The following is a 26904-nucleotide window of genomic DNA, read 5'->3' as shown; positions in this document are numbered from 1 at the left end:
GTTATTGCTTTACAATTTTCTGTGTCAGGATACCTGTCTCTCCCGTAATTTTGACAAGATAGATACCTGATGAGTATTTTGCAAAGTTAATAACAATTGTGTTTGAATCTGGAGTTAAAGCAGTAAGCTGTTTGCCAGTAATGTCATACACCTCTATATTCCTGATAAGATTTACAGAATCTATTGTAAACAAATCTTTTACCGGGTTAGGATATATTTTCACACTGCCAGTCGTAAACCTTTTTACTGAAAGCGTAGCATCCTCATTTGCTGACCAGCTTGACGCAAGATTGTTATCAAGTCCGTTATCTGTCAGGTGAAGATATTTGCCGTTGCCATCGGCATCAGGCCACGGAGAAGAATCAGTATACTGAACCTCATCAATCTTATTTCCAAAAGCATCCGAAAGTACCAGCTTCTGACTTTTATTAGACATATGGCGTACATATTCTCCAAAAGCCGTGATATCATGCTTTTGCTCAAACACATCGGCATTGCTAACTATGTATATTTTTTCTCCGGCAGAAATGGTTGACGCCACAGGAAACTGATATGACAAACCAAGTTCACTCAGGTAAATACCTGTTAGATCAACATTTTCAGATCCCGTATTTGTGATTTCAATAAACTCCTGGTCATCAGATTCAGGAAATTCAGCATCCTCTCCCGGATTATAGTTGATCCCGCTTATTACAAGCGAAGGCACGTCTACATTACTACAGGCCGCAAACGTACCTATATTGTTATTTATCCATTCTATACGTTCAGCTATAAAATCTTTTACATCATCAAGTTCATTTTGCAGATTGGGTACAGTACCCCAACGCAGGTTTTCCCTTGCTGCAGCATCAGCAATAAGTAAAGCGGTTGCATCAATAAAATCTTCGATACTATCATAATTCAATGGCTGCCCCAATGAAGTAACCTGATTCCAACGTTTCGCGAAGTAGCATTTATAAGTACTGTTGTCAAAAAGATCTTTCCAGAACTTGGCTCCTGTATTGTCTCCATTATCAAATTGCCATACATCAGGATGACTTCTGTCATACCCAAATTCATCGTGGCCAAGGCTAAGATTAAAATCCCAAACCGGTCCTGCTCTAAGTTTCCCTCCACGATCTTTATGAAAAAATGTGCTCACCTGATAGGCATCAACGTTAGATGAAAGCTCATTGATTACCATAAAATCTATAAAAGTAGGCACATCAATAAGCGAGGGATAACCGTTTCCTATATTATCATTATCAGCCCCGGCAAGTGTTTCAAGAGAGGTAAATTGTGAATGAATATAGTCGTTCTGCTCTGTGGTTACATCTTCAGGTTTAGGCATTTCATGAATAAAATCAGTCCAGCCGTTATACGAATCCATAGTCCAAGCAACAGGATCACCCCCGGTAGTTTTGTCCGCTTTGGTGATATATCCTCCCGTAAGATTTACTCCTGAATTATCATCCTCCGTAATTTCTTCTATATTAACGCGGTTAGAGTCATCCTTAATCTTTTCCTGAAGGATGTAAAGTCCCCGATAATCCCCATTAATTATCACTTCACAATATTGGGTTCTTGAAGCATACTGGCCAATAGCCCTGGCAAGATTATAGTTGATATAATCCCTCATTAATGAAGGATCAAAAGCAAGGCCATTAAGTATCCAGTCATTTTCACTAGGCATATCTAAAAGGCTTACATTTTGTTTTGCTCCACCAGCATCATAGGTCGTCCATCCATATTGTTTCTTCTCCAGCATTTGAGAAGAGGAACCACGGGTTTCGATCTTTATACGTCCGTTATAATTTAAGTATTCCGGTGTATCCTGATCTGTTAGGTAGTTTTGAGATCCATCTGCATGATAAATAATCTTAAGACTTGCCCAAACTTTTGGATCATCCGGAATTACAGCAGGCTGTCCTGTATCAGGATCTTCATCAGTGGTAATAATAAAAATTGGAAGGTTACTATCTGTAAAGTTCACCTGTCCATAAGAAACAGCTCCCAAAAACAATGTAATGGAAAGCAGACTTTTGCGTACGATAAGTAAAATGTTTTTCATAGTAGTTTTAAGATGTTTTTAACAAATATAATAGTATTTTATTTACATAAATATAACATTGTCAAAACATTGAAATCAATTTAGCATTTTTACGAAAAACAAAACACGAAAACGTTTTACAGTAGCCTTAAACACACTAAAACATTGATTTACACCAAATAAAACAAAAAAAGCCCTGTAATAATCATTACAGGGCTTTTTTAATATATCAGAAATATTACTTACTCAGGTACATTTTTCTTCTTGAGTACAGTTCGTAGAACTGATCATCTTTAAGATCGTCTATGAACAGGATGCTCTCACCTGTAGATTTCATTTCAGGTCCAAGTTTCTTGTTTACACCGTGGAACTTGCTGAAAGAGAATACCGGTTGTTTGATAGCAAAACCTTTAAGCTGTGGGTTAAATTTAAAGTCAGTCACTTTGTTGTGTCCAAGCATTACTTTAGTAGCATAGTTTACATAAGGCTCTCCGTATGCTTTTGCGATAAAAGGAACCGTACGTGATGCTCTTGGGTTTGCTTCGATGATGTATACAATATCATCTTTAACCGCAAACTGTATGTTGATAAGACCTACCGTTTTAAGCGCAATTGCGATTTTCTTAGTGTGATCTTTTATTTGCTGCATTACAAACTCCCCAAGGTTGAATGGAGGTAGCGTAGCGTTACTGTCACCAGAGTGTACACCACATGGCTCGATGTGTTCCATGATACCGATGATGTAAACATTCTCTCCGTCACAGATCGCATCAGCTTCAGCTTCGATAGCACCATCAAGATAGTGGTCAAGAAGCAGTTTGTTACCCGGGATACTTTTAAGCAGGTCGATAACATGCTCTTCAAGTTCCTGTTTGTTGATAACAATCTTCATACCCTGTCCACCAAGTACGTATGATGGCCTAACCAGTAGCGGGAAGTCAAGTGAGTCAGCAAGTTTAGAGGCTTCGTCAGCACTTTCGGCGATACCAAATTTAGGGAAAGGAATGTTAAGCTCTGTTAGGAGGTCAGAGAAACGACCTCTGTCTTCTGCAAGGTCAAGCGCATCAAAGCTTGTTCCTAATATTTTTATGCCATACCTGTCAAGTTTTTCAGCAAGCTTAAGAGCAGTCTGCCCTCCAAGTTGCACGATAACACCCTCAGGCTTCTCATGGCGGATAATGTCGTATATATGTTCCCAGAATACAGGCTCAAAGTAAAGCTTATCTGCCGTATCAAAGTCAGTTGATACTGTTTCAGGGTTACAGTTGATCATGATGGTTTCGTAACCACACTCAGCAGCAGCAAGTACACCGTGTACACAAGAGTAGTCAAACTCGATACCCTGTCCGATCCTGTTAGGACCTGAACCAAGTACCACTACTTTTTTCCTGTCAGACACAATACTTTCGTTGCTTACATATCTTGTACCGTCAGCTTTCTCAATCTCAGCTTCAAATGTTGAGTAGTAGTAAGGTGTTTTCGCCTGGAATTCAGCCGCACAGGTATCAACCAGTTTGTAAACACGCTTAACACCCATCTCCTCACGCTTGTTGTACACCTGGCTTTCAAGGCATCCCATCATGTGAGCAATCTGCCTGTCGGCAAAACCTTTCTGTTTAGCCTCAAGAAGTAATTCTTTAGGAAGATCATCCACTTTGTAAGTAGAGATTTCTTTCTCAAGGATATAAAGATCTTCATATTGCTTAAGGAACCACATATCAATTCTTGTAATCTCGTGGATACGGCTTAACGGGATTCCCATTGCAATTGCATCGTAAATTACGAATACCCTGTCCCAGCTTGCATTGGTAAGCTTATCAATGATCTGCTCGTAATTAGTGTAACCTTTTCCGTCAGCACCAAGTCCGTTACGTTTTATCTCTAGAGATTGAGTCGCTTTGTGAAGCGCTTCCTGGAATGAACGTCCGATACCCATTACCTCACCTACCGATTTCATCTGTAGTCCAAGGGTTCTGTCAGCACCTTCAAATTTATCAAAGTTCCAGCGTGGTATTTTCACGATTACGTAGTCAAGCGTAGGCTCAAATAGAGCTGATGTTGACTTGGTAATCTGGTTTTGTAGTTCGTCAAGGTTGTAACCCAGTGCCAGCTTAGAAGCGATCTTTGCGATTGGGTAACCTGTAGCTTTAGAAGCAAGAGCCGAAGAGCGCGATACCCTTGGATTGATCTCGATAGCTACAATGTCTTCTTTTTCATCCGGGCTTACGGCAAACTGTACGTTACATCCTCCTGCAAAGTTTCCGATGCTGCGCATCATCTTTATTGCCATATCCCTCATCTTCTGGAAAGTCTTATCCGAAAGCGTCATTGCCGGCGCAACCGTGATACTGTCTCCCGTGTGGATACCCATTGGGTCCATGTTCTCGATAGAACAGATGATAACCACGTTATCATTTTTATCACGGAGTAGCTCAAGCTCATACTCTTTCCATCCGAAAAGAGCCTTATCGATAAGCACTTCATGTATAGGTGATGCTTCAAGACCTCTGGTAAGAAGCTCATCAAAATCTTCTGCTTTGTGTACAAAAGCTGCCCCTGTACCACCCAGCGTAAACGAAGGTCTGATTACAAGCGGGAAGCCAAACTCCTGAGCGATTTCTTTTCCTTTAAGGAAAGAGTTGGCCGTTTTAGCCGGTGCAGCAGGAATATCTATCCTTTCAAGAAGCTGTTTAAACTGCTCCCTGTCTTCAGTAATGTTGATTGCGTTAACATCAACACCGATAAGTCTTACATTAAAGTCTGCCCAGATACCTTTTTCCTCAGCCTCAAGACAAAGGTTAAGCGCAGTCTGCCCTCCCATTGTAGGAAGTACAGCATCGATATTTGGGTGAGCCTTCAAAATCTCCACAATAGATTTTGTGGTAAGCGGTTTCAGGTACACATGATCAGCCATAGAAGGGTCTGTCATAATGGTAGCCGGGTTAGAGTTTATCAGGATAACCTCTATACCTTCTTCCCTGATTGAACGTGCGGACTGAGATCCGGCGTAGTCAAATTCACAAGCCTGCCCAATAACGATTGGACCTGAGCCGATGATAAGAACCGATTTAATTGAAGTGTCTTTAGGCATTGTATCTTTTCTGAAGTTGTAAAAAATTGCTCTTGCGAGCGTTTGCAAATTTAGTGTTTTATTTTCAAAAAAAGGCCCCTGTAAAAGCGGGGCTATTTTTCGATTAGGTATAAAAAAAGGCGTTACCTACAAATAGTAACACCTTTATGTATGTTTTTTCAAACATTATTTTTTATGTCTTGGCTCACTAGAAACCGTTAGTTTGTGCCTTCCTTTAGCTCTTCTGCGAGCAAGCACTTTTCTTCCGTTGGCAGATGCCATTCTTTCCATAAAACCGTGTTTGTTTCTTCTTTTTCTTTTCGATGGTTGAAATGTTCTCTTGCTCATTGCTTTGTATCTTTAAATCTTATTTGAATATCTTTACGTAGGCATTAGAAAACCGTCTTTCCAAAACCGAGTGCAAATATACAAAGGTTTTTTTTGTCTGCAAGAAGTTTTTAAAAAATATTTTTCAAAAGTCGTTCAACTCCTTTTATTACGTTTTCATACCTTTGCATTCGCAAAAATAAAACAATACTATGTTCAATAAAAATATCAAGCTTGTAATTGCAGCTTTATTAGTTATAACAGCCGTTTGGCAGTTTACCGAAGGAAACATCGGTAACGGTATATTCTTACTCCTTATTACTGCATTAGTAGTATTGCTGTACTTTAAAAACGAATACATCCTTCTTGCCTTCCTTAAATTAAGGAAACAGGATTTTGAAGGAGCTACCCAGATACTTAATAAGATTAAGAACCCTGAAACTGCTCTTGTACGCAAACAACAGGGATACTACAACTACCTTAACGGACTTATGCTTTCGCAGACTAACCTGAATGCAGCAGAAAAATACCTTAAGAAAGCGGTAGAGCTTGGCCTAAACATGGATCAGGATCTTGCAATGGCAAAACTAAACCTTGCCGGTATTGCAATGACAAAAAATAAAAAGATGGAAGCCGAGAAGCTTTTGGCAGAAGCCAAGAAACTTGACAAACAGGGAATGCTGAAAGACCAGATCACGATGATGAAGGCTCAGCTTAAAAAAGGTCCACAGGTTCAACAGAGAAGATATTAAAACAAGCCGCCCCATAAGGGCGGTTTTTTGTTATATTTGGTCTGCTATTACTTAATGTAAGGCTTATGGAACCAAAAAAAATCCTGTTTGTATGCAGCCGGAATAAATGGAGAAGCTTTACAGCTGAAACCATTTACAGGAATACTCCCGGAATCAATGTAAAATCTGCAGGGACAGAGGATGCTGCAAGAATAAAAATAAAGAGCAAACTGATTCTTTGGGCTGATATGATCTTTGTGATGGAAAAACACCATAAAGAAAAACTCCTATATAAATTTCCCGAGGAAATGAAAGGTAAAGACATTGTCATTCTTGATATACCGGACGTTTACAAATACATGGATAAAGAATTAATAGAAGAGCTCGAATTATCTGCTGCACAATACATATAATAAATCATCAATCAATATAATTATGACAATCACAAGACCTGCCGTTAAACTTATAGGTGTATCACTTGGCTTTAAAACCACTAACGAAAACGGAAAAGCAGCCGAAGACTGCGATTCACTTTGGCAAACCTTCAGCGGTGGCTTCATGGCACCACGCATTAAAGGTAAACTGAATAAAGATACCTATGCTGTATATTACGATTACGACGGTGACTATACCAAACCCTATGCATACTTTATAGGATGTCCCGTAGCCGACGATGCTGAAGTTCCTACCGGAATGGAAACCATTACCATTCCCGAACAAAATTATGAAGTTGTTACCGCAAAAGGACAAATGCCTAAATGTATCGGCGATACATGGCACGAAATATGGAAAGAGGAAAACCGAAACCGTGCTTATGGTTATGATTTTGAAATCTATTCTGAAAAGGCTGCCGACTGGAACAATGCCGAAGTGGATATTTTTCTTTCCGTAAGTTAATACATCACTGCTGATTACTTCAAAAAGAATCATTTTTTATATAAGCCATCTAAAAGATGGCTTTTTATTTATCCCTTGAGTAATCAAATCGATAAAATACACTGATAGCAGGTCACAAACAACGTTCTTTAATAAGAAATATTATACGATTTACAGAAATTTTAACTAAATTTACTCATCTATTTAACCAATATGATGAGAAATTTATTAGCCCTCATAATAATGTTCTTGTTTTCATCAACGGTATTTTCCCAAATACCGGATAGTCTTTATTTTTCCAATGCTATAAAAATCAATTTTGCCCAATACAAGAAAGAGAGTACCCTCGCTTTTGTTACCGGTGATCTAGAACGCGGACAATTTCTTTTTGACTCACTGGTACAACACAGACTTATAGGAACCACCTTTGATAATATCACACTAAAAAAATCGTCAGGTGCACGACTAAAGCTAAGTTCAGTAAAACAACCTCTATTCCTGTTAACCTATGCATCGTGGTGCGTGCCTAATCAGGGAGAGATTCCGGCTTTAAACAAGCTGGCACGTAAGTATGGTAAAGACGTTAAAATAATTGTACTGTTTTGGGATCGAAAGGATAAAATGAAAAAGCTGGCACGTAAGTTCAGTAGCAGAATAACGGTTTGTTATGCACATGAATATTATAAAACCGATACCCGAACCGTAGCAGCACTAAAACATACATTAGGCTTTCCTACCTCCTATTTTCTGGATGCCGAACGTAAGATTGTAAACATTCGCCGCTGTGGCGTATACACAGGCTTATCAAAAGAACAGTCGCAACAGGCACTGGCAGCTAATTATAAATCGTTCCTTGATGGACTTTTGACCATAACTGTAAATAAAGACATTTCTAAAGAACATATAGCTGATAGCGATTAGTTTAGATTTTAGTATTGAGAATTGAGATTCTAGAAAATAAAAATCCGCTTTTACATTTGTCGAAGCGGATTTTTATTATCGTAGCCAGCCTGATTGATAATCTAGCATCTCAATACTCATATCTCAATACTCATATCTATTAATACCCCTTTAAAGGAATCTCTATTATATATCCTTTTCCGCTGGCAACATCAAGTTTCCTGTCTCTCAACCATGGGTTATGTATCTTCAGTATCTTATAATTAATCCCCTGCTCCTTAGCAAACACAGCCAGATCCGGAATTGAACTTGTAACATCAACTGTTTTTACAGGTAAAAGCTGATACATTTCGCTTTGCGGCACTACAAAATTATATCGTTCAGGGTGCTGCATAATTTCTTTAAGCGCTAATATCCTGAATACATAACGAGCTGTTTCATCCGTCAGTAGTAAGTCATAATAATTACTTACCCCCTGAAAAGTGATCTGTTTATTAACCCCTGTTACCCCTCCATTATATGAAGCTGCAGCCAAAGTCCACGAACCGAATTTTTTATATGCATTCAGCAAATAAGTACATGCTGCCTCAGTAGATTTTTTAAGATCATAGCGTTCATCTACAATGTCATTAACTTCAAGGCCACGTTCACGGGCTGTATCGGGCATAAACTGCCACACACCCTTTGCTCCTGCCGGAGAAGTTACGTTTACCAAACCGCTTTCAATAACCGCAAGATATTTAAAATCGTCCGGCACCCCATTTTTCTTTAATATGGGCTCAATAACCGGAAATGCACGGTTAGCACGTTTTATAATAATTTTCGTAGTAGCGTCAAGGTTAGCATTAACCAATAGCTCACGATCAAAACGCTCCGCAACATCTGATATAGTAAGAGGTGTCTTTTCACCTGCAAAATCTATTTCTGATGGAACATAATGCTCCTTTTTGGCCGTTTCATCTGTCGGTTTGTCATAAGCCGAATGTATCAGCACTCCACTCATCAGTATTGCCGAAGCAATAACTCCTGTTTTCTTGATTAGTTCCATTGTATTTCTATAGTTTAGTGTTCTCTTGTAATATGATCTGTGGCAAATTCTCATTCAGCCACTTATACTTATTGATTATCATAATGTGTGTTCCTCCCTTTACCGGAATATAATCTTTTACATACTTCGGAGGAAAAACCTCATCAGCATCACCATGAATGTGTACAACAGAGGTATCAGGCTCGCATCTGTCCCAGTTTATTATAGTTTTAAACGCCCAGTCAAGATATTTCTTATCGCGAACAGAAAGAAATTTTTCATAAAGGTTCAGCCTTTTGGAGATCATATTATTACCTACAGCCACCTTGCCCAGCCAATCTACCTTAACCATAAGCCCGGTAGGAAAAAACCTGTACGCTCTGGTCATTTTGGCAAACTTCATTCTCCTGGGAAACTCCGTGTTACATTTCACACTGGATATGATTATCACCTTACGCGTTTTTATCAGTTTTGCCATTTCCTGAACGAGCACCCCGCCAAAAGAAACTCCGATAAGTACCGGATTTTCGTGTTTAATATTCTTAACGATGCGGGCAGCATAATCGACTATAGACTCATTATTCTCCGGCAGGCACCATTCAAGATAAAACATTTCAAACTTATCTTCGGGTAACTTTATGTTCTCAAATATCTTTGGACTTGCAGCCAGTCCGGGCATAAAATAAACGGGAATCCTGTCCATTCGCTGTGTTTTAACGCTTTGAAAGCGGAATAATCGATTTTTATTACGAAATTTGTATAAAATTAAAACTTTCCGCACAAAAAGAAACAAGACGGGATTTTAATTTACAAATAAATTATGAGGACAAGGCTATTCCCTAAAAACGAAAGAGGCACTGCAAATCACGGTTGGCTTCAGGCTAATTTTTCTTTTTCATTTGCCAATTATTATAATCCCGACATGGTACAGTTTGGTATGCTTCGCGTGCTTAATGACGATACTATTGCTGCCGGTATGGGCTTTGGTACCCATCCTCACGATAATATGGAAATTATTACCATACCTCTTGAAGGCGGATTGACGCACCGTGACAGCATGGGGAATCAGGAAACAGTACGTTTTGGTGAAGTACAGGTTATGAGTGCGGGAACAGGAATTCAGCACAGCGAAATGAACGCCAGCCAAACCGAACAGGCAAAAACACTACAGCTGTGGATATTCCCTGACAGACAGAATGTAGTGCCTCGATATGACCAGAAAGGATTTGATCTTGAGAATAATCGCAACAGCCTTGTAAACATTGTTTCTCCTGAAGATAAAAATGATGGCAATGCTCTTTGGATACATCAACAGGCATTTTTACATCTTGGAGTATTTGACACAGATAAAACCTTTGCCTATGACATAAAGATTCCTGATAACGGAATTTATCTTTTCCTGATCGAGGGCGAACTTGAGATTAACGGGCAAACTGTAAAAGAGCGTGACGCTTATGGTGCAATAGAGTTTGACAGTATAGAAATAAAAACCAAAAGTGCTTCTAAAATTCTGATTATAGAAGTACCAATGAAGTTTAACGATTAGCTATGGAAATAAAAGACAACGAATTTTCAAGACAGTTTGAAACAACAGCGGATGGAAAGCTGCTTACAATAGAGTACTCTGTACAGGAACGCAAACTTTTCCTTACCAAAGTAAACCTTCCTGAAGGTTTTGATAATGAAGAGCTTTTATCTGAATTCATAAAAACCATTCTTGATACAGCTGAAGAAAAAAGGCTACGTGTAGTACCTACACACCCTAAAGTTGCAGCTTTTTTCAGGAAAAACCCAAAATACAAAGAGATGCTCCCTCCGGGCATCCGACTGTAATTAATTCCAATAAACATCTATAATGCAAAGTTTAAAAAACAAAAATGCGCTTATTACGGGCGCCGGGAAAGGTATTGGTAAAGCAATAGCCCTTGCTCTTGCCGAAGAAGGCACTAACGTAATACTTTTAGCACGAACTACTGCCGACCTTGAACAAACAGCAGCCCAGGCTCAGGCGTTTGGTGTAAAAACGCTGGTGCTTACTGCAGATATCGCCGACATCAACTCGGTTAATCAGGCCGTAGAGAAAGCTATAGCTGAATTTAAAACCATTGACATCCTGATCAATAATGCCGGTGTGGGCAAATTTGGCAAGTTCCTTGATCTTACTCCTGAAGAATTTGAAAACATTATCAAAGTAAACCTGTTCGGTATTTATTATGCTACCAGAGCAGTATTACCGGGCATGATTGAGCAACAAAGCGGAGATATCATTAATATATCTTCTACTGCCGGATTGAGAGGTGCTGCATTGACAAGCGCTTACAGTGCTTCTAAATTTGCTGTTTTGGGTCTTACCGAATCACTAATGCAGGAGGTTCGCAAACATAATATCAGGGTTACGGCACTAACACCAAGCACTGTCGCTACCGATATGGCTTTGGACCTGAACCTTACCGATGGAAATCCTGAAAAGGTAATGCAGGCTGAAGATGTTGCCGAACTTATTATTGCCCAACTGAAACTGAATAAAAGGGTATTTATCAAAGAAAGTGGCATCTGGTCTACAAATCCATAAAAAATGAAATCAGTTGACTGTCCGTTATGCAACGGAACATCAAAACATTACCATACTAAAGGGCAAAGAGAGTTTTTACAATGCTCCCTTTGTCTTTCTGTTTTTACACATCCTGATTGTTTTCTTACTCCCGAAGAAGAAAAAGCACATTACCTGTGTCATAACAATGATCCGGAAGATGTTCGTTACCAAAACTTTCTTAGCCCGGTTACCAATCTTATACTGGATGATTTCAATAAAAACCACAAGGGCCTTGACTTTGGAGCCGGTACCGGATCGCCCATTGTAAAAGTACTTACTGATAATGGTTATGATATAAATCAGTATGACCTTTTCTTTTTTAATGATCCCGAAAAGTTAAATCGGCAATATGACTATATAGCCTGTACCGAAGTAGCAGAACATTTTAAAGAACCCCATAAAGAATTTACCAAGTTAAGAGATATGCTTTTGCCTGGCGGAAAATTATATATTATGACTGATATGTTCGATGAGAACAGGGATTTTGCATCATGGTTCTATAAAACAGATCCTACACATGTATTCCTGTATCACCCTAAGGCATTTGAATGGATTGCATTAGCTTTCGATTTTAAAAACGTACATATCAATGGGCGTGTTATAACCTTACAGGCATAATATTATTTGTAATTTTGTAACCACAATATAAAACAACACCATGAAACTTGACAAAATAATCGTTTCGGAAAACTCATTTAAGAGTCCGGAAACTCAGGATATAATCAACTCAAATATTGCGGTAATAAATCTTTTGCGTGAAGAAGGCGTAAAAGACGAAAACATCCACGAAGATGCCCTTACCAGTTATTACCTGGATTATTACACTACCCATGTTAACAGCGATGGGTTCGCCAAGTTCGTTCATGCTTCAGGATGGACTGATGAGCTTAACACGCTGCTGGAAAAGGCTTTCGAAAAAGTAGGCTCTCAGGAACATCTTGATTATTTCCTCGCCCAGACTGAAAAGATCGATGCACTTACCCGCAAAGAGTTTGATGGCTTTATGGAGCAGGAATTCGGTAAAAGTCCTGTAAAAGAAAGAATAGATGATGATACTTATTTTGAAATACCTGAAGCTTTGGTAAAACTAAATGCTGATTTTCTAAGGAATCACCCCGATCTTAAAGTGCTATCTATAGATGATATGTATACCGAACTTGAAAAGTTTACCGGAAAAAAACTAGAGCGATAAATCCTCTATTGAAGAGAAAACTTAAGGCCAAGAAATTCAATTTTCTTGGCTTTTTTTTATTTAAAATACGTCTCTATGCACAAATTTTCATTATCACAAAATACAGTGTTTTTGTGATAGCCATTTTTTGAATTTGTTAAAATATGTTAAGCCTTACAAAATTCAAGTATTCATTAAAACTTAGATATTGACTAATTAAATTTTTAGTTAAAAGATAAATGGTAAGAAAAAAAGCACATAAAAAAATATAACATCTGATTAGTTAAGTTTGGATATTATTAATCATCCAACTATTTAATTATGAAAAAACAACTTTTCACATTGTCTTTTGCACTATGTGCAGCTTTCGGGTATTCTCAAAATAGTAACCCTTGGCCTACTACAGGGTCAGTAGGCATAGGGACTTCAACACCTACAGTAAGACTTGATGTAATCAGAACATTAAGTACTCTTGGTGCTTCAACTAACAATATGGCGTATTTTGGATATAGAAGAAGTACTAATAATCAAGGTCTTTTCATTCAAAATCTTACTTATGCTATTCCAGGTTCAGATCCGTTTAATGTAATGACCGGCTATGGTAATCGAATCCTTTCAGTTGATAATTCTGCTAATGCAGGTTTTATAGAATTTGGTACTCCGGCAACTTCAAACACAACCAAATCAGCAGTTTCTTTTGGCAACAATTTTGTTGAATTTATGCGTATCAACGAAAATGGTAAAGTACGTATCGGTTTGGGAGCAAATGATCTAAAAACTCCGGATGGCTACAAACTTTTCGTTGAACAGGGTATACTTACTGAAAAAGTAAAAGTGGCTGTAGCAGGTCAAGTCGATTGGGCTGATTATGTTTTCGCGCCTGACTATAAGCTTATGCCACTTGAAGAAGTTGAGCAATTCACTAAAGAGAACAACCACCTCCCTAATGTACCATCTGCATCAGAAATGGTAAACAACGGACTCGATGTTGCAAAAATGGACGCCAAGCTATTGGAAAAAATCGAAGAGCTTACACTATATTTAATTGAGCAAAACAAACAAATAGACGTACTTAAAGCTGAAATCAGTTCGCTAAAAGAGCAAAAAAAATAATATAAGTTTAATTCTAAACCAAACAATTTATGAAGAACTTATATTTAGCTGTATTTGCAATACTCATGTGTTGTGCTACAGGGTATTCGCAAAACGATGAGTACCTAAAACTCGAAAACGAAAGGATATTAAAAGCCAGGAAGGTTGAAAAGGATATTGAAAAATTTATATCTCAAAACGTAAAAAATTACGCCCTTAAACCAGAAACGGAAACAGCAATAAGAGAAGCACTTCTTGAAGAAAGCGAACATCATGGAGAGAAAATAACGGAAAAGGAAATTCAGGAAGCAATATCCGGTGCCAAAGCGTATGAATTAAGAATGCTATATTTTAAAAACAATCCTGATAAAGCATCCGTAATGAAGGCAACACCAAGAATCACAAAAGATGGTACTACTAAAGCGGCAAAAAGCGGCGCTGTAGCATTAACCGTTCCAGCAGATTGCTTTAATGGTGATTTTGAGCAGGGCTTAGCAGGGTATACATTTAGAAGAAATAGACCTCAAGATCTTAGCACACCTACTACTAATCCCAATGATACAGGTTTTGATATATTAAATTGTGAGATATCTACAGATCCTGCAACTGACCTTGATCCTGGATTTATGGGTTTTACACCTCCAACAAATACATTCAACTCAGAAGGAGGAACATTAGTAACTGTGCAAGGGGTAGACGCAACTCTAGCCCCTTTCGCTCCTTTTCCTTCTGGCGTTAATGTCAACATGATACACGGAGGTAATGCTTCAATGAAACTGAACAGAAGTGCGGGAGGAACTGATATAACTGCTATGACAAGAAGTGTTCATCCGAGTACTAATGATATTGGTTTTCATTTTTCACTGATAGTGCAAAATCCGCACCCCCCAGGGCCGGGAGTTCCTGATGCGAGGGATCAGCCTTTTTTTACAGTAAGGGTATATCGTGGTAATGAAATCGTGAGCACAAATAACATTTGTATTACTGCCGATACTAACAATAATATTTTTAATATCATTGATCCTGACAATAATCCTGCCACAGCTAATGGAATCTTATATACCGGCTGGGTATGTGACAGAATAAAAATACCCGATAACCTGGTTGATACTGATTTAACTATGGAATTTATTATTACTGATTGCGGACAAACCGCACACTTTGGAACTGTGTATATCGACGATATATGTGATGCTTGTGAACGTCCTACATTTGGTTCGATTGAGATGGATGATGCCGGATTTAATTGCCCAACAGACACAATCGATATCTGTGGGACTATAACTATGCCTGTCGATAATAATGGTAATCCTAATACAGTAGAATTAAGAGTAGAAAATAGTGACGGAAGTATTGTTCATACGTACAATAACGTAGTCATTACAAACCCAACAGGGTCATTATTTGAAAGGAGATTTTGTTTTACAATTGACCCCTCACTTTATACTCATGAAGATTATACATTTGTAGTAATTGCAGATTTTGGCACACATACTGTTTCCGATTTTGGCGCAACAGGAAATGTTGATTTGAGCTTCAACAGTAATGGAACCGTCCTAAATTCGTATGTCGTACGAAATGAACTGTATTGGGATGGAACCGAAGAAAGCTATGACCTTGAGTTTATGGTAGATTCAGTATGCTGTCCTGACAATGAAGTCATCGATCCAATACCTGCTTACTATGCTACAACCGTGACTGAAAACCATATTAATATCTATAACGTTACAAACCATATTCAGTTTGAATGTTTTAGGTGGAGGGTAAAAACAAGTTGCGGATGGTCAGAATGGTGTTGTATCACAACCTCACAAGGTAATGATTTTCCTCCACAAGCATATTGGGGTAACGTATACGAACCCGCCTGTTATGATGCAACCATTGATCTATGCGAATCATTCTTAGAAGAGGGCGATCCGGTTGTGGCAAACGGCTCACAGTATGAACAACGGGAGGATTACATTGAGGCATTTAACACGATAAACAACAATGCGCGCGTAACTTACCAGGCAGGTAATTATGTACTATTATCACGCTATTTTAGTGCAGCTAAAACTTCTGTGTTTACTGCAAGGATTGAAGAGTGTATTCCACAGACTGTATTTACAACCGTTGCTAATACATCGAGAACGGGTGAACCAAATATTGTGTCGGTTACCCAATCTGAACAACCAGATAATGGATTTAAAGTATACCCTAATCCAACTGATGAAATAGTATATGTAGCGTCTCAAACTCAGGTTAAGGCATATATACTTACTGATATAACCGGCAAAGAAGTAATGAGGGTTAATGCTGAGAAAGATCAAACCAGTGTTAATCTTTCAAATCTGGAATCTGGCATATATATGCTCATGGCCGACGGAAAACTAATTCAGAAAATTATTAAAAAATAATTGTATTCTTTATAATTTAAAATGGACTCATATGAGTCCATTTTTTATCATTTTTAAGCCGATATATCTTTAAACACGCTTGTAGTAATTTCTCCCTCCTGAGGATTTACAAACTCCATTCTTACAATACCATCTTCATCAATAGTAGTAAGTTTAATTTCGTGAAGCGTATTTACTAACTCAGGATTCCATGGTGTTTTTACTTTTACGTAGTTCTCCGTAAATCCGTGAATGTAGCCTTCTTTGTTTTCACCTTCAAACAATACCGTTCTTGTAGTACCTAACTGGCTTTCATAAAAAGCACGACGCTTTTTAACCGAAAGTCCCCTTAGCATTTTGCTGCGTTTAGCACGAACATTGTTCGGCACTTCGCCCTCCATAGTCGCTGCAGGTGTATTATCCCTTTCCGAATAGGTAAACACGTGCAGGTATGATATTTCAAGTTCGTTAAGATAGTTGTAAGTTTCAAGAAAATGCTCGTCGGTCTCCCCCGGAAAACCTACAATAACATCAACTCCAATACAGGCATGCGGCATAACCTCCCTTATTTTTGCAACACGTTCGGTATATACTTCACGAAGGTAACGACGACGCATCAGCTTCAGTATGTCATTGCTCCCTGACTGTAAGGGAATATGGAAATGCGGCACAAAAGTGCGGCTTTGTGAAACAAATTGTATGGTCTCGTTCTTAAGGAGGTTCGGCTCAATAGAAGAGATACGTAAACGCTCTATTCCTTCAACTTTGTCCAATTCCTGAACCAACTCATAAAAAGTATGTTCGTGTTTTTTGTTCCCGAATTCTCCTTTACCATAGTCACCTATATTCACACCGGTAAGCACAATCTCTTTAATGTTTTGCTGAGATATCTCTTTGGCATTCTTAAGTACATTCTCAAGAGTATCACTACGAGAGATTCCTCGAGCCAAAGGAATAGTACAATAGGTACATTTATAGTCGCAGCCGTCCTGAACCTTGAGAAAAGCACGTGTACGATCGCCTATTGAATAGCTCCCTACATAAAAATCAGCCTCTGATATTTCGCAAGAATGCACCTCGCCCATATCATTTTTAGACAGGTCGTTGATATAATCGGTAATCTTGAATTTTTCGGTAGCTCCCAATACCAGGTCAACGCCATCTACAGCAGCAAGCTCTTCGGGCTTAAGCTGAGCATAACAGCCAACCGCGGCCACAAAAGCCTTATCATTATTCTTAAGCGCTTTTTTTACTATCTGTTTAAACTGCTTATCGGCATTTTCGGTAACCGAACAGGTATTAATAACATAGATATCCGCTACATCTTCAAAATCAACACGGTCAAAACCGTCATCCTGAAAACTGCGGGCAATTGTAGATGTCTCTGAAAAGTTCAGTTTGCATCCTAATGTATAAAAAGCGACTTTTTTCCTGTTTTCCATTCTCGAAGCTACTTGTAAAGTAGTAACTTTAATTATATTTACCCTCTTTAAAAAGAGTTTGCAAATTTACACACAAAAATCGACTTGATGAAATCAATAATATACTATATATCAATTTGTTGCTTAATATTATTTTTCTCTTCTTGCGCTAAAACCAATTCTGAAAAGCAGGATAGCCTTGTTTTTCGCTACAACGAAAATGCCGCCGTTAACTCTTTAGACCCGGCATTTGCCAAAATACGCCCTTCCATCTGGGTTTGTAATCAGCTGTTTAACGGACTTGTACAGCTTGACGACAGCCTGAACATAAGACCTGATATCGCAAAATCATGGACAATATCGCCGGATGGCAAAACCTATACATTTACACTTCGTAACGATGTGTATTTTCATAAAAATATCCTTTTTGGCGCAGACAGTACCCGTACTGTAAAAGCAGCCGATTTTGCCTATAGCCTTAACCGCCTTCGCAGTGAAAAGGTAGCAGCTCCCGGAGGATGGATACTTCAGAATGTAGATAACTTCAAAGCGGTTAACGATACCATCTTTGAAATAAAACTCACCAAAACCTTCCCGGCTTTCCTTGGTTTACTTACCATGAAATATGCATCGGTTGTGCCTATTGAAGCCTTTAGTACAAATGGTTATGACTTTAGGTCAAAGCCAATTGGTACAGGACCGTTCCAACTAAAAATATGGGAAGAGAATGTGAAAATGGTACTTCGCAAAAACACATTATATTATGAAAAAGATGACCAAGGAATGCAACTTCCATACATGGAAGCCGTATCAATTACTTTCCTTCCTGATAAACAAAGTGGCTTCCTCCAATTTGTACAGGGTAAGCTTGATTTTGTTTCAGGTCTTGATCCTTCATATAAGGATGAGATACTGACTCCAAAAGGACAGCTTCAGCCTAAATACAGTAAGGATGTAAAAATGATTACCGGTCCTTACCTGAACACCGAATATATGGGCTTCCGACTTGATGGAACCGACAATGCCGCAAAAGACAAGCGTATCCGTCAGGCACTTAACTATGGATTTGACCGTGCCAAGATGATACTATTCCTTCGTAACGGTATGGGAACAGCCGCGACAAGTGGTATGATTCCGAGCGGACTTGGTGGTTTTGGTGCAAAAGGTTATGATTTTGATATTACCAAGGCAAAACAGCTCGTTGAAGAATATAAAAAACTAACCGGCGACAGCAAGCCTAAGATACTAATGAGTACCACTGCTTCTTATCTTGACATTGCTGAATACCTACAGCGTGAATGGCAAAAAATAGGACTGGATGTTCAGGTAGATGTAAACCCTCCTTCTACCCTTACGCAGTCCATATCTACAGGAAAGGTTTCTTTCTTTAAGGCCAGCTGGATCGCTGATTATCCTGATGCCGAGAATTACCTTTCATTGTTTTACAGCAAAAATTTCTCTCCAGGCGGACCTAATTATACTCATTTTAAAAATGATAAATTTGACAGGCTGTACGAAGCTGCCTTCCTGGAAACTGACGACTTAAAAAGGCATGAACTTTATAAACAAATGGACGCCCTAATGATGGAAGAAGCCCCCGTAGTCCCCCTATTCTATGATAAGGTATCGCGTTTTACGCGTAGCAATGTATCCGGACTTGGTATAAACCCACTGAATTTGCTTGTTTTAAAGAGGGTGAAAAAAATTAACGCTTTTTTTGCGCAAAAAAAATCATAAAGAGTTAACAGTAGCGTTTTTTTTATTTAACTTAGGAATACCAAAAAACGCTGAAATATGAAATTATTATTATCTGCCGCCGCGTTATTCATATTGTTGTCTGCCAAAGGACAGGAAAAGGAAACAGTTTACAGATCGGAGCTACCATCATCGGTACGTTCATTCCTGACTCATTTTAAAAGTCCGCTACATCATGCAATGAGAATATATGATGAAACCAAAACAACATATGGTATCGTGCTGAATGATAATACGGAGATTCAATTTTCAGACAAAGGATTCTGGACTATAATAGATGGCAAAGGAAAACCGGTTCAGTATAAATTTTTAGGCAAAACATTTACCGAATATTTTAAAACCAACTTTGCCAACACCATCGTTAACCGCATAGAACGATCCGAGTCGCGCTGCAAAGTAATGCTTAGTAACGGAAGCGCATTTAGCTTTGCTCTTGATGCCAAAGGCAGTGCAATACTCAATTAAAATTCCCAAATGTTTCCAAAATCACATTTTACCTTGGCTGCCTAATCAGTATATTTGATATACCAAAAGCGATTTGTGCATGAAAATCTTAATTATTGAAGATGAACAAGGCCTTAGGGAAGTAATTAAGGAATCTCTCGAAAAAGAAAAATACATTATCGAAACCGCGAACGACTATTTATCCGGAATGGATAAAATAGGCGCATACGATTATGATTGCATACTAATAGACATTATGCTACCGAATGGTAGTGGTCTCGACTTACTTCAGGAGCTCAAGAAACTTAAAAAAAAGGAAGCGGTAATTATTATTTCTGCAAAAGATGCTGTAGGCGATAAAGTTGCCGGACTGGATCTTGGTGCCGATGACTATCTTGCCAAACCTTTTCACCTGGCCGAGCTTCATGCACGCATTAAATCTGCTATCCGTAGAAAAAACCACGATGGTGATACATCTGTTAAGTGGAATAACCTGAAGCTTTCCCCTGAACAGCGTACCGTCAGTATTAATGGAAATGAGCTGATGCTTAATCGAAAAGAATTCGACCTTTTGTATTATTTCATGATTAACCCAAACAGGTTAATCAACAAAACATCATTAGCTGAAGCCGTTTGGGGCGATTATATCGATCAGGCAGATAATCTCGACTTTGTATATTCTCAGATAAAAAACCTCCGCAAAAAACTTAAAGATGCCCGGGCTGAAGCCGACATACAGGCAGTTTATGGTATGGGGTATAAAATGAGCTGATGAAATTACGTAATTACACACTCCGTTATCTTATTATTGCCCTATTGTTTGTGATAGCATTATGGGCAGGCTTGTTCTATGCCGTGATTCTGGAAGAGGTATATGATAATATTGACGACGGACTAAAGAACTCCAAAATACTGATAATCCGTGAGGCATACGCGAATGAAAAAGTACTTGAAGTAAGGGAATTTGGCATCAATCAATACAAGGTAGCACCACTAGCTAAAGGTAAGCTTTATGATTTCTCAGACAAGTTCATCAGCACCTTTGAGTTTATGGAATACGATGACGACAACGAACCTGTACGCCTGTTGGAAACCGTTTTTAACGACAAGAACGGAAATCCATACAAACTTACTATCCGGGCATCAATGGTGGAAGAAGACGAACTACTCGAAGATTTGCTTACAGCACTTGTTGCCTTATATATCATGCTGGTTGTTAGTATTGCCCTAATAAACCAAATTATATTAAGAAAGGCATGGAAATCATTTTATGAAATGCTCAACGGACTTAAAAATTTTAGGTTAGGTACAGGAAATTCGTTTACAGCACGGCACTCACCTATCGCAGAATTCAAAACCCTGGGAGTCGAACTGGAAGACCTGCTTAAGCGCAACGAAGCGATTTATGCAAGCCAGAAACATTTTATCGAAAATGCATCGCACGAATTGCAGACCCCATTAGCGATAAGCCTTAATAAACTTGAACTGTTCGTAGAAAAGAATGAACTTTCAGAAGAACAAATGATGGAAATCGGACGTGTTAGTGACACGCTCAACAGGCTGGTTCGCCTGAACAAATCATTACTGATGCTCTCCAAAATAGAAAACAGGCAGTATGCCGACGAAGAAACTGTAAACTTTAATCAGCTTACCGAACAACTCGTTGAAGATTTTCAGGATCTCGCCGACTATAAAAACATTACGCTTAGCATTGATACAAAACAACCGCTTACCTTTAACATGAACAAAGGACTTGCATCAACATTAGTAGGTAACCTGCTTAAAAATGCTATAGTACACAATCATACAGGCGGAAAAGTTAATATCATAATAAGTCCCGACAGCCTTATTATAAGTAATACAGGTCGTGAAACCGCTCTTGATAAAGATGCCATTTTCAGAAGGTTTTACAGGGATATTACAAATGAACAATCAACCGGCCTGGGACTTTCCATTGTAAACTCGATTCTTGTCAATTATAAACTTAAAGCCGATTACAGTTTTAATGGACTTCATACATTTACCATAACATTTCCTGTAAAAGAAAGTTAATTTTTAATTTTCCCAATTGTTTCCAGATTCAGATAATAGGTTTGTATAAGAAATTTAAAATATACCTATCATGAAAACGAAATTCAGCTTATTACCTACAATTGCAATTACCCTATTATTTACTATTTCGGCATGTGCACAAAAGCGTAACATTACAATTAAACAGCTACCCGCTCCGGCACAAACGTATCTGGCAAAACATTTTCCAAATCAGGCACCATCCTACATCATAGAAGATAAAGACCTTATGAAAACCGACTATAAAGTAGTGCTAACAGGTGGTGCAGAAATAGAATTTGACGGAAAAGGAAATTTTTATGAAGCCGACAGTAATAAGACAGCATTACCGGTTAGCATACTGCCTGCACCAATAGCTTCTTACATTGCAGCAAACTACAAAGGACAACAGGTAGAAAAATTTGAAAAAGAACGTTGGGGCTACAAACTAGAGTTTATGAATGACCTTGAACTGGAATTTGACAACAATGGTAAATTTTTAAGAGTAGACGACTAAAGGCAAGGTTTTTGTTTTGAAATACTTAACAGAATAATTGATTAATTTTATGTTCTAACCAGGAACTATCCATTATGAAAAAACAATTAACACTGCTACTAACCCTGATAACAGTAAACATAACATTATTATCATTTGCACAGGAGAAAAAGATAAATACTGCACAGTTACCCTCTACAGCCCAAAACTTTATTAAGCAAAATTTTAAAGGCGCAACGGTTACCTCAGCCAAACTGGACAAGGAAATGTTCGATACAGATTATGATGCAACACTTTCCAATGGAGTACGAATCAATTTTGATTCAAAGGGCAACTGGGATGAGATTGAAAGCCGTAACGGGTTACCGTCATCGGTAATACCAAAAGCAATCAGCAGTTATGTAGCTGCTAATTTTAAAGGACAGAATATTGTTCAGATAGATAAAAAGATTGCCGGTTATGATATTGAACTTTCAAACGGAACCGAACTTGAATTCGACACAGCAGGTAAATTTTTAAGAATAGACGATTAACACAAAGAGGAGCAAATGCTCCTCTTTTGTTTATTAATAATTTGTATGTCGTTGCTTTTGTTCTTTTCTCCATTGCCACGGGTTTACAGGATTCTCATCGGCCCATAATCCAATATGTCGTTGACGCGCTTCCTGTTGCCATGCTCCATATTCCTTATTTTTAGAATATTTATATCTCCAAGCATAACCCGCTTTTATCATCTCGGCATTTATATTAACCGAATCATCCACATAAATAGTCGCTAATATACGCCCATACTGATCCCTCTTTTTCTTCGGTTCAACCCTTACTGTTTTACCAAAGCATAAATCAGAGGCATATTTCTTGGCAGCCTTCCCAAAGGCTTGTTGACTTTCAGGGGAATCGATATCCACAAGGCGAACCCTTTCCGGCTCACCATTACGCAACACCTCAAAAGTATCGCCATCTTTAATTCCGGTCACTTTACCTTCAAAAGAAGTCAGCGAATCGGTAGCCTTATGGCTTTCAACCTTATGCCTTTTTGTCCTTTCTCCGTCCTGCTTTCTATCAGGATTGCAGGCCATATAAAAAGAGAAAGCCAGCAATAACAGCAGGCTTCCTATAGTATATTTTGATTTTGATCTATGTCTTCTCAATTGCGAAATTGCTACATTAAAAAATTAAACAATTGATGCATTAATCTTCTTTTCTCCATTTTTTGCTTTCCTCAAAAATATGCTCCATAATAGCAGCATCCTGCTCAGTAAATTCAACATTACGGCGTGACATTACAATTTTAGCGGTTTCAAAAGCTTTTTTCGTAACATAAGTAGTGAAGCCTGAAGCTCCACCCCATGAGAAACTTGGCACAAAATTACGCGGGAAACCACTACCAAAGATATTGGCACTTACCCCTACTACAGTACCGGTATTGAACATGGTATTGATACCTGATTTACTATGGTCACCCATCATCAGTCCACAGAATTGTAGTCCGGTTTTAACGAAACCTTCTTTTTCATAACTCCAAAGCTTAACCTCTTCATAGTTATTTTTCAGGTTAGAATTATTAGTATCGGCACCAAGGTTACACCATTCGCCAAGCACAGAATTTCCAAGGAAACCATCATGCCCTTTATTAGAATAGCCAAACAGTACCGAATTGCTTACCTCTCCCCCAATCCTGCTATGAGGACCCACGGTAGTAGCACCGTACACTTTGGTTGCCAGTTTTACCTGAGCTTCTTCGCAAAGCGCGAATGGCCCACGGATAACCGAATTTTCCATTATCTCTGAATTCTTACCAATATAGATAGGCCCTGTTGAAGCGTTCAGTGTAACGAATTCAAGTTTGGCACCTTCTTCAATAAAGATATTTTCGGCAGCGATCACATTAACACTTGACGGTATAGGCTGAGAAACACGGCCTTCCGTCAGCAATTCAAAATCTTCACGGATTGCAGCATCATTCTTTTTAAAGATATCCCAGGGATTCTCTATTGTAAGACAATCTTCTGTACAATCGATGATCTCATATGTATCAAAGTCAACCTCTTCCTGTGTATCCTGCGAATAAAAAGCGATAACATCTTCCCCTTTAAAGATTGCCTGATTAGGCTCAAGTGCCATAACCATCTCGGCTAATACCTCATTAGGTAAAAAAGAAGCGTTTATCATCACGTTTTCTTCCATTTCTACCATCGGAAATTTCTCCATCAGATACTCCTCAGTAAGAGTTGTAGTGGTGTAACCAAGGTATTTTTCCCATTTCTCGCGGATGGTAAGAATACCTACGCGGATATCAGCTACAGGACGTGTATAGGTAAATGGAAGCAGGGCATTGCGCACGGTTCCGTCAAAAAGGATATAATTCATCGTGATAGATTGTCGGTTTACAAAGTCTCAAAGTTACAAAGTTTCGACGCAAAACAAAGTACTGCAGAAAATAAAAAAGCCTTCCGTTTCGGGAAGGCTTCTGTATATCTGAAATCCAAATATTACTTTTGGAATTTAGCGTATTTGTTTTTGAATTTGTCGATACGACCAGCAGTATCGATAAGTTTAGATTTACCAGTGTAAAAAGGGTGAGAAGTTCTAGAGATCTCCATTTTCACTACAGGGTACTCAACACCTTCGTGAATGATTGTTTCTTTTGTGTCAGCAGTAGATTTAGTGATAAAAACTTCGTCGTTAGACATGTCTTTAAAAGCAACTAATCTGTAATTTTCCGGGTGAATACCTTTTTTCATCTTGATAAATTTTTATTGTTTTGGCTATACCTCACTTTGAAGCTTTCTTTACGAAAGGTGTAAATGATTTACAGCTTTTTGTTTTTTAAACTTTTTATTTGAGTGTGCAAAATTACAATTATATTTTAAATATCAAACAAGAATTATATTTTTTTTCGCTGTAACTCAAATGCAAATGTAGCGACTCATTATCGTAGAATTAGTATATTTGTAGATTATTTTAACCAATCAATTAAAAACAATAAATCATGGAAAACAAAAACGTTGTTCAGAAACCTACATTAGCAAAGTCGACTTTACCATACGGTATCATTTTTGGAACTATACTGGTTCTTGAATTCGTTGTTTCATACACATTACAACTTAATGCCGCAGAAAATAAGATGATCGGTGTTCTTATGAGCCTTATGAATTATCTTGTTTTACCTTTTGTTTTCATACTACTTGCATGCAACAATTTTAAAAATAAATTAAACAAAGGATATATCAGTTTTAGCCAAAGCATTAAAGCAGGTGTTGCTGTATCGGTGGTAGCCGCTTTAGTTTCATCAGTTATAACTTCAATTTTCTATGTGGCTGTACCTGATGCAAAAGCGCAAATACTTGAACAGACAAAAATCTCATTAGCATCTCAACCCGGAATGACATCTGAAGCTGTTAATGCCGCTATAAAAATGACTGAAGTATTTATGGCTCCTTATATAGCAATCCCTGTTACAGTTTTAATATTTGCCTTTGTAGGCCTTATCATATCGCTAATAGTTGGCGCTATAGTTAAAAAAGAAAACCCTTATGGTGACTATACACCTAATGAAAACTCAGAAGGGAACGAATAATAATCAATGAATATATCTATAGTTATACCTCTTCTTAATGAGGAGGAATCATTACAGGAACTGCACCAATGGATCGTAAAGGTCATGGCCGAAAACAATTTCAGCTATGAGGTAATCTTTATTGATGACGGCAGCACAGATAATTCCTGGAATATCATAGAGCAGCTGGCTGCTCAAAACCCAAATATAAAAGGCATCCGTTTCCAGAAGAACTACGGAAAGTCGCAGGCGTTACACGCAGGCTTTGCTAAAGCACAGGGTGATGTTATCATTACCATGGATGCCGACCTGCAGGACAGCCCCGACGAAATTCCGGAACTATACAACATGGTTACAAGCGGTGGTTTTGACCTGGTTTCGGGCTGGAAGAAAAAACGCTATGATTCTGTTGTGGCAAAAAACCTTCCATCTAAGCTTTTCAACTGGGCCGCACGAAAAACATCAGGCGTTACCCTTAATGACTTTAACTGCGGACTTAAAGCTTACAAAAACATCGTTGTAAAGAACATCGAAGTTTCGGGCGAAATGCACCGTTATATCCCTGTATTGGCCAAGAATGCCGGTTTTGCTAAAATTGGCGAGAAGGTAGTAATCCATCAGGCGAGAAAATACGGCACATCAAAATTCGGGATGAGCCGTTTTGTAAACGGTTTCCTTGACCTGATCACCATTTGGTTTCTTTCCCGCTTCGGCAAAAGACCAATGCACCTGTTTGGTGCACTTGGAGCTGTGATGTTCATGATTGGATTTGGCTCTGCACTATATATAGGTATCGCAAAACTTATTCATCTTGCTAAAAACGAAAAAGCCATACTGATTACCGACAATCCGTGGTTTTATATTGCTTTGGCAACCATGATTATAGGAACACAATTGTTTTTAGCCGGATTTTTGGGCGAAATAATCCTTCGCACAAAAAATAACGAGGAGCGTTATAAAATTAGCAAAACCTTATAATTTCTATTTTG

The 26904-nt window shown here is 38.4% G+C and carries 28 protein-coding genes; 19 read left to right on the top strand and 9 right to left on the bottom strand.

Annotated elements, in window-relative coordinates:
* Position 1: 1 nt before the first annotated feature.
* The 3 genes from DEU42_RS10995 to rpmH form a co-directional block, all read right to left on the bottom strand.
* On the bottom strand, positions 2-2050 hold the full coding sequence (locus tag DEU42_RS10995) for a CotH kinase family protein (RefSeq protein WP_114758353.1): 2049 nt from the start codon (positions 2048-2050) through the stop codon (positions 2-4).
* Between the two features lie 217 nt (positions 2051-2267).
* Positions 2268-5120, bottom strand: coding sequence for a carbamoyl-phosphate synthase large subunit (carB, locus tag DEU42_RS10990; protein ID WP_114758352.1), 2853 nt, complete (start codon positions 5118-5120; stop codon positions 2268-2270).
* 165 nt (positions 5121-5285) lie between these two features.
* Positions 5286-5447: a 50S ribosomal protein L34 gene (gene rpmH, locus DEU42_RS10985; protein ID WP_026979292.1), complete on the bottom strand. Its 162-nt coding sequence runs from the start codon at positions 5445-5447 to the stop codon at positions 5286-5288.
* A 191-nt stretch (positions 5448-5638) separates the two neighbouring features.
* On the opposite strand from rpmH, the gene DEU42_RS10980 reads away from it, so the two are divergent.
* From DEU42_RS10980 to DEU42_RS10965, 4 genes are all read left to right on the top strand, one after another.
* Positions 5639-6178 carry a DUF2892 domain-containing protein gene (locus tag DEU42_RS10980; RefSeq protein ID WP_114758351.1) on the top strand — a complete coding sequence of 180 codons (540 nt, stop codon included), beginning with the start codon at positions 5639-5641 and terminating at the stop codon, positions 6176-6178.
* Positions 6179-6243: 65 nt separating this feature from the next.
* A complete protein-coding gene (locus DEU42_RS10975; RefSeq protein ID WP_114758350.1) occupies positions 6244-6570 on the top strand; it encodes a low molecular weight protein tyrosine phosphatase family protein in 327 nt (108 codons plus the stop codon).
* A 22-nt stretch (positions 6571-6592) separates the two neighbouring features.
* Positions 6593-7054 carry a GyrI-like domain-containing protein gene (locus tag DEU42_RS10970; RefSeq protein WP_114758349.1) on the top strand — a complete coding sequence of 154 codons (462 nt, stop codon included), beginning with the start codon at positions 6593-6595 and terminating at the stop codon, positions 7052-7054.
* A 195-nt stretch (positions 7055-7249) separates the two neighbouring features.
* Entirely contained in the window at positions 7250-7954 is a 705-nt protein-coding gene (locus DEU42_RS10965; RefSeq protein ID WP_233506657.1) for a TlpA family protein disulfide reductase, read from the top strand.
* A 139-nt stretch (positions 7955-8093) separates the two neighbouring features.
* On the opposite strand, the gene DEU42_RS10960 is transcribed toward DEU42_RS10965, so the two are convergent.
* A complete protein-coding gene (locus DEU42_RS10960; protein WP_114758347.1) occupies positions 8094-8981 on the bottom strand; it encodes a lytic transglycosylase domain-containing protein in 888 nt (295 codons plus the stop codon).
* Positions 8982-8988: 7 nt separating this feature from the next.
* Positions 8989-9663, bottom strand: coding sequence for an alpha/beta fold hydrolase (locus tag DEU42_RS10955; protein ID WP_114758346.1), 675 nt, complete (start codon positions 9661-9663; stop codon positions 8989-8991).
* A gap of 117 nt (positions 9664-9780) precedes the next feature.
* Here DEU42_RS10955 and DEU42_RS10950 point away from each other — a divergent pair, with 117 nt between their 5' ends.
* The 7 genes from DEU42_RS10950 (at position 9781) to DEU42_RS10920 (ending at position 16212) form a co-directional block, all read left to right on the top strand.
* Positions 9781-10506, top strand: coding sequence for a pirin family protein (locus DEU42_RS10950; RefSeq protein ID WP_114758345.1), 726 nt, complete (start codon positions 9781-9783; stop codon positions 10504-10506).
* A gap of 2 nt (positions 10507-10508) precedes the next feature.
* Positions 10509-10793 carry a GNAT family N-acetyltransferase gene (locus DEU42_RS10945; protein ID WP_114758344.1) on the top strand — a complete coding sequence of 95 codons (285 nt, stop codon included), beginning with the start codon at positions 10509-10511 and terminating at the stop codon, positions 10791-10793.
* Between the two features lie 22 nt (positions 10794-10815).
* Complete coding sequence (locus DEU42_RS10940; RefSeq protein WP_114758343.1) at positions 10816-11532, top strand: 3-ketoacyl-ACP reductase; 717 nt, start codon at positions 10816-10818, stop codon at positions 11530-11532.
* A 3-nt stretch (positions 11533-11535) separates the two neighbouring features.
* Positions 11536-12171: a class I SAM-dependent methyltransferase gene (locus DEU42_RS10935; protein ID WP_114758342.1), complete on the top strand. Its 636-nt coding sequence runs from the start codon at positions 11536-11538 to the stop codon at positions 12169-12171.
* Between the two features lie 40 nt (positions 12172-12211).
* Positions 12212-12745 carry a hypothetical protein gene (locus DEU42_RS10930; RefSeq protein ID WP_114758341.1) on the top strand — a complete coding sequence of 178 codons (534 nt, stop codon included), beginning with the start codon at positions 12212-12214 and terminating at the stop codon, positions 12743-12745.
* Positions 12746-13045: 300 nt separating this feature from the next.
* Positions 13046-13837, top strand: coding sequence for a hypothetical protein (locus DEU42_RS10925; RefSeq protein WP_114758340.1), 792 nt, complete (start codon positions 13046-13048; stop codon positions 13835-13837).
* Between the two features lie 29 nt (positions 13838-13866).
* Positions 13867-16212 carry a T9SS type A sorting domain-containing protein gene (locus DEU42_RS10920; RefSeq protein ID WP_114758339.1) on the top strand — a complete coding sequence of 782 codons (2346 nt, stop codon included), beginning with the start codon at positions 13867-13869 and terminating at the stop codon, positions 16210-16212.
* A 53-nt stretch (positions 16213-16265) separates the two neighbouring features.
* On the opposite strand, the gene mtaB is transcribed toward DEU42_RS10920, so the two are convergent.
* The gene (mtaB, locus tag DEU42_RS10915; protein ID WP_114758338.1) at positions 16266-17633 is read right to left on the bottom strand and encodes a tRNA (N(6)-L-threonylcarbamoyladenosine(37)-C(2))-methylthiotransferase MtaB; all 1368 of its coding nucleotides are present in this window, start codon (positions 17631-17633) and stop codon (positions 16266-16268) included.
* Positions 17634-17720: 87 nt separating this feature from the next.
* Between mtaB and DEU42_RS10910 the strand changes: the two genes are divergently transcribed.
* The 6 genes from DEU42_RS10910 to DEU42_RS10885 all read left to right on the top strand — a co-directional run bounded on the left by DEU42_RS10910 (position 17721) and on the right by DEU42_RS10885 (position 22889).
* Positions 17721-19349, top strand: coding sequence for an ABC transporter substrate-binding protein (locus DEU42_RS10910; RefSeq protein WP_114758337.1), 1629 nt, complete (start codon positions 17721-17723; stop codon positions 19347-19349).
* Positions 19350-19406: 57 nt separating this feature from the next.
* On the top strand, positions 19407-19832 hold the full coding sequence (locus tag DEU42_RS10905) for a PepSY-like domain-containing protein (protein WP_114758336.1): 426 nt from the start codon (positions 19407-19409) through the stop codon (positions 19830-19832).
* A 79-nt stretch (positions 19833-19911) separates the two neighbouring features.
* Positions 19912-20583 carry a response regulator transcription factor gene (locus DEU42_RS10900; protein WP_114758335.1) on the top strand — a complete coding sequence of 224 codons (672 nt, stop codon included), beginning with the start codon at positions 19912-19914 and terminating at the stop codon, positions 20581-20583.
* Complete coding sequence (locus tag DEU42_RS10895) at positions 20583-21863, top strand: sensor histidine kinase (RefSeq protein WP_114758334.1); 1281 nt, start codon at positions 20583-20585, stop codon at positions 21861-21863. Before DEU42_RS10900 ends, DEU42_RS10895 begins: the two co-directional genes overlap by 1 nt.
* A 70-nt stretch (positions 21864-21933) precedes the next feature.
* Complete coding sequence (locus tag DEU42_RS10890; protein ID WP_114758333.1) at positions 21934-22377, top strand: PepSY-like domain-containing protein; 444 nt, start codon at positions 21934-21936, stop codon at positions 22375-22377.
* A gap of 74 nt (positions 22378-22451) precedes the next feature.
* Positions 22452-22889 carry a PepSY-like domain-containing protein gene (locus DEU42_RS10885; RefSeq protein WP_114758332.1) on the top strand — a complete coding sequence of 146 codons (438 nt, stop codon included), beginning with the start codon at positions 22452-22454 and terminating at the stop codon, positions 22887-22889.
* Positions 22890-22922: 33 nt separating this feature from the next.
* Here DEU42_RS10885 and DEU42_RS10880 read toward each other — a convergent pair whose 3' ends face one another.
* From DEU42_RS10880 to DEU42_RS10870, 3 genes are all read right to left on the bottom strand, one after another.
* The gene (locus DEU42_RS10880) at positions 22923-23507 is read right to left on the bottom strand and encodes a thermonuclease family protein (RefSeq protein WP_147278105.1); all 585 of its coding nucleotides are present in this window, start codon (positions 23505-23507) and stop codon (positions 22923-22925) included.
* 40 nt (positions 23508-23547) lie between these two features.
* Positions 23548-24726 (bottom strand): GlmU family protein, encoded by a 1179-nt coding sequence (locus DEU42_RS10875; protein ID WP_114758330.1) that lies wholly within the window; start codon positions 24724-24726, stop codon positions 23548-23550.
* A gap of 122 nt (positions 24727-24848) precedes the next feature.
* The gene (locus DEU42_RS10870) at positions 24849-25100 is read right to left on the bottom strand and encodes a type B 50S ribosomal protein L31 (protein WP_108778043.1); all 252 of its coding nucleotides are present in this window, start codon (positions 25098-25100) and stop codon (positions 24849-24851) included.
* Between the two features lie 248 nt (positions 25101-25348).
* On the opposite strand from DEU42_RS10870, the gene DEU42_RS10865 reads away from it, so the two are divergent.
* Positions 25349-25936 (top strand): DUF4199 domain-containing protein, encoded by a 588-nt coding sequence (locus tag DEU42_RS10865; RefSeq protein WP_114758329.1) that lies wholly within the window; start codon positions 25349-25351, stop codon positions 25934-25936.
* Positions 25937-25942: 6 nt separating this feature from the next.
* Complete coding sequence (locus tag DEU42_RS10860) at positions 25943-26893, top strand: glycosyltransferase family 2 protein (protein ID WP_114758328.1); 951 nt, start codon at positions 25943-25945, stop codon at positions 26891-26893.
* Positions 26894-26904 lie beyond the last annotated feature (11 nt).

The sequence above is a fragment of the Flavobacterium sp. AG291 genome, from assembly GCF_003350375.1.
In the GTDB taxonomy this organism is placed as follows: domain Bacteria; phylum Bacteroidota; class Bacteroidia; order Flavobacteriales; family Flavobacteriaceae; genus Flavobacterium; species Flavobacterium suzhouense.
Note: the sequence above shows the minus strand (reverse complement) of the source record. Positions and strands in the feature narration are given on the sequence as shown.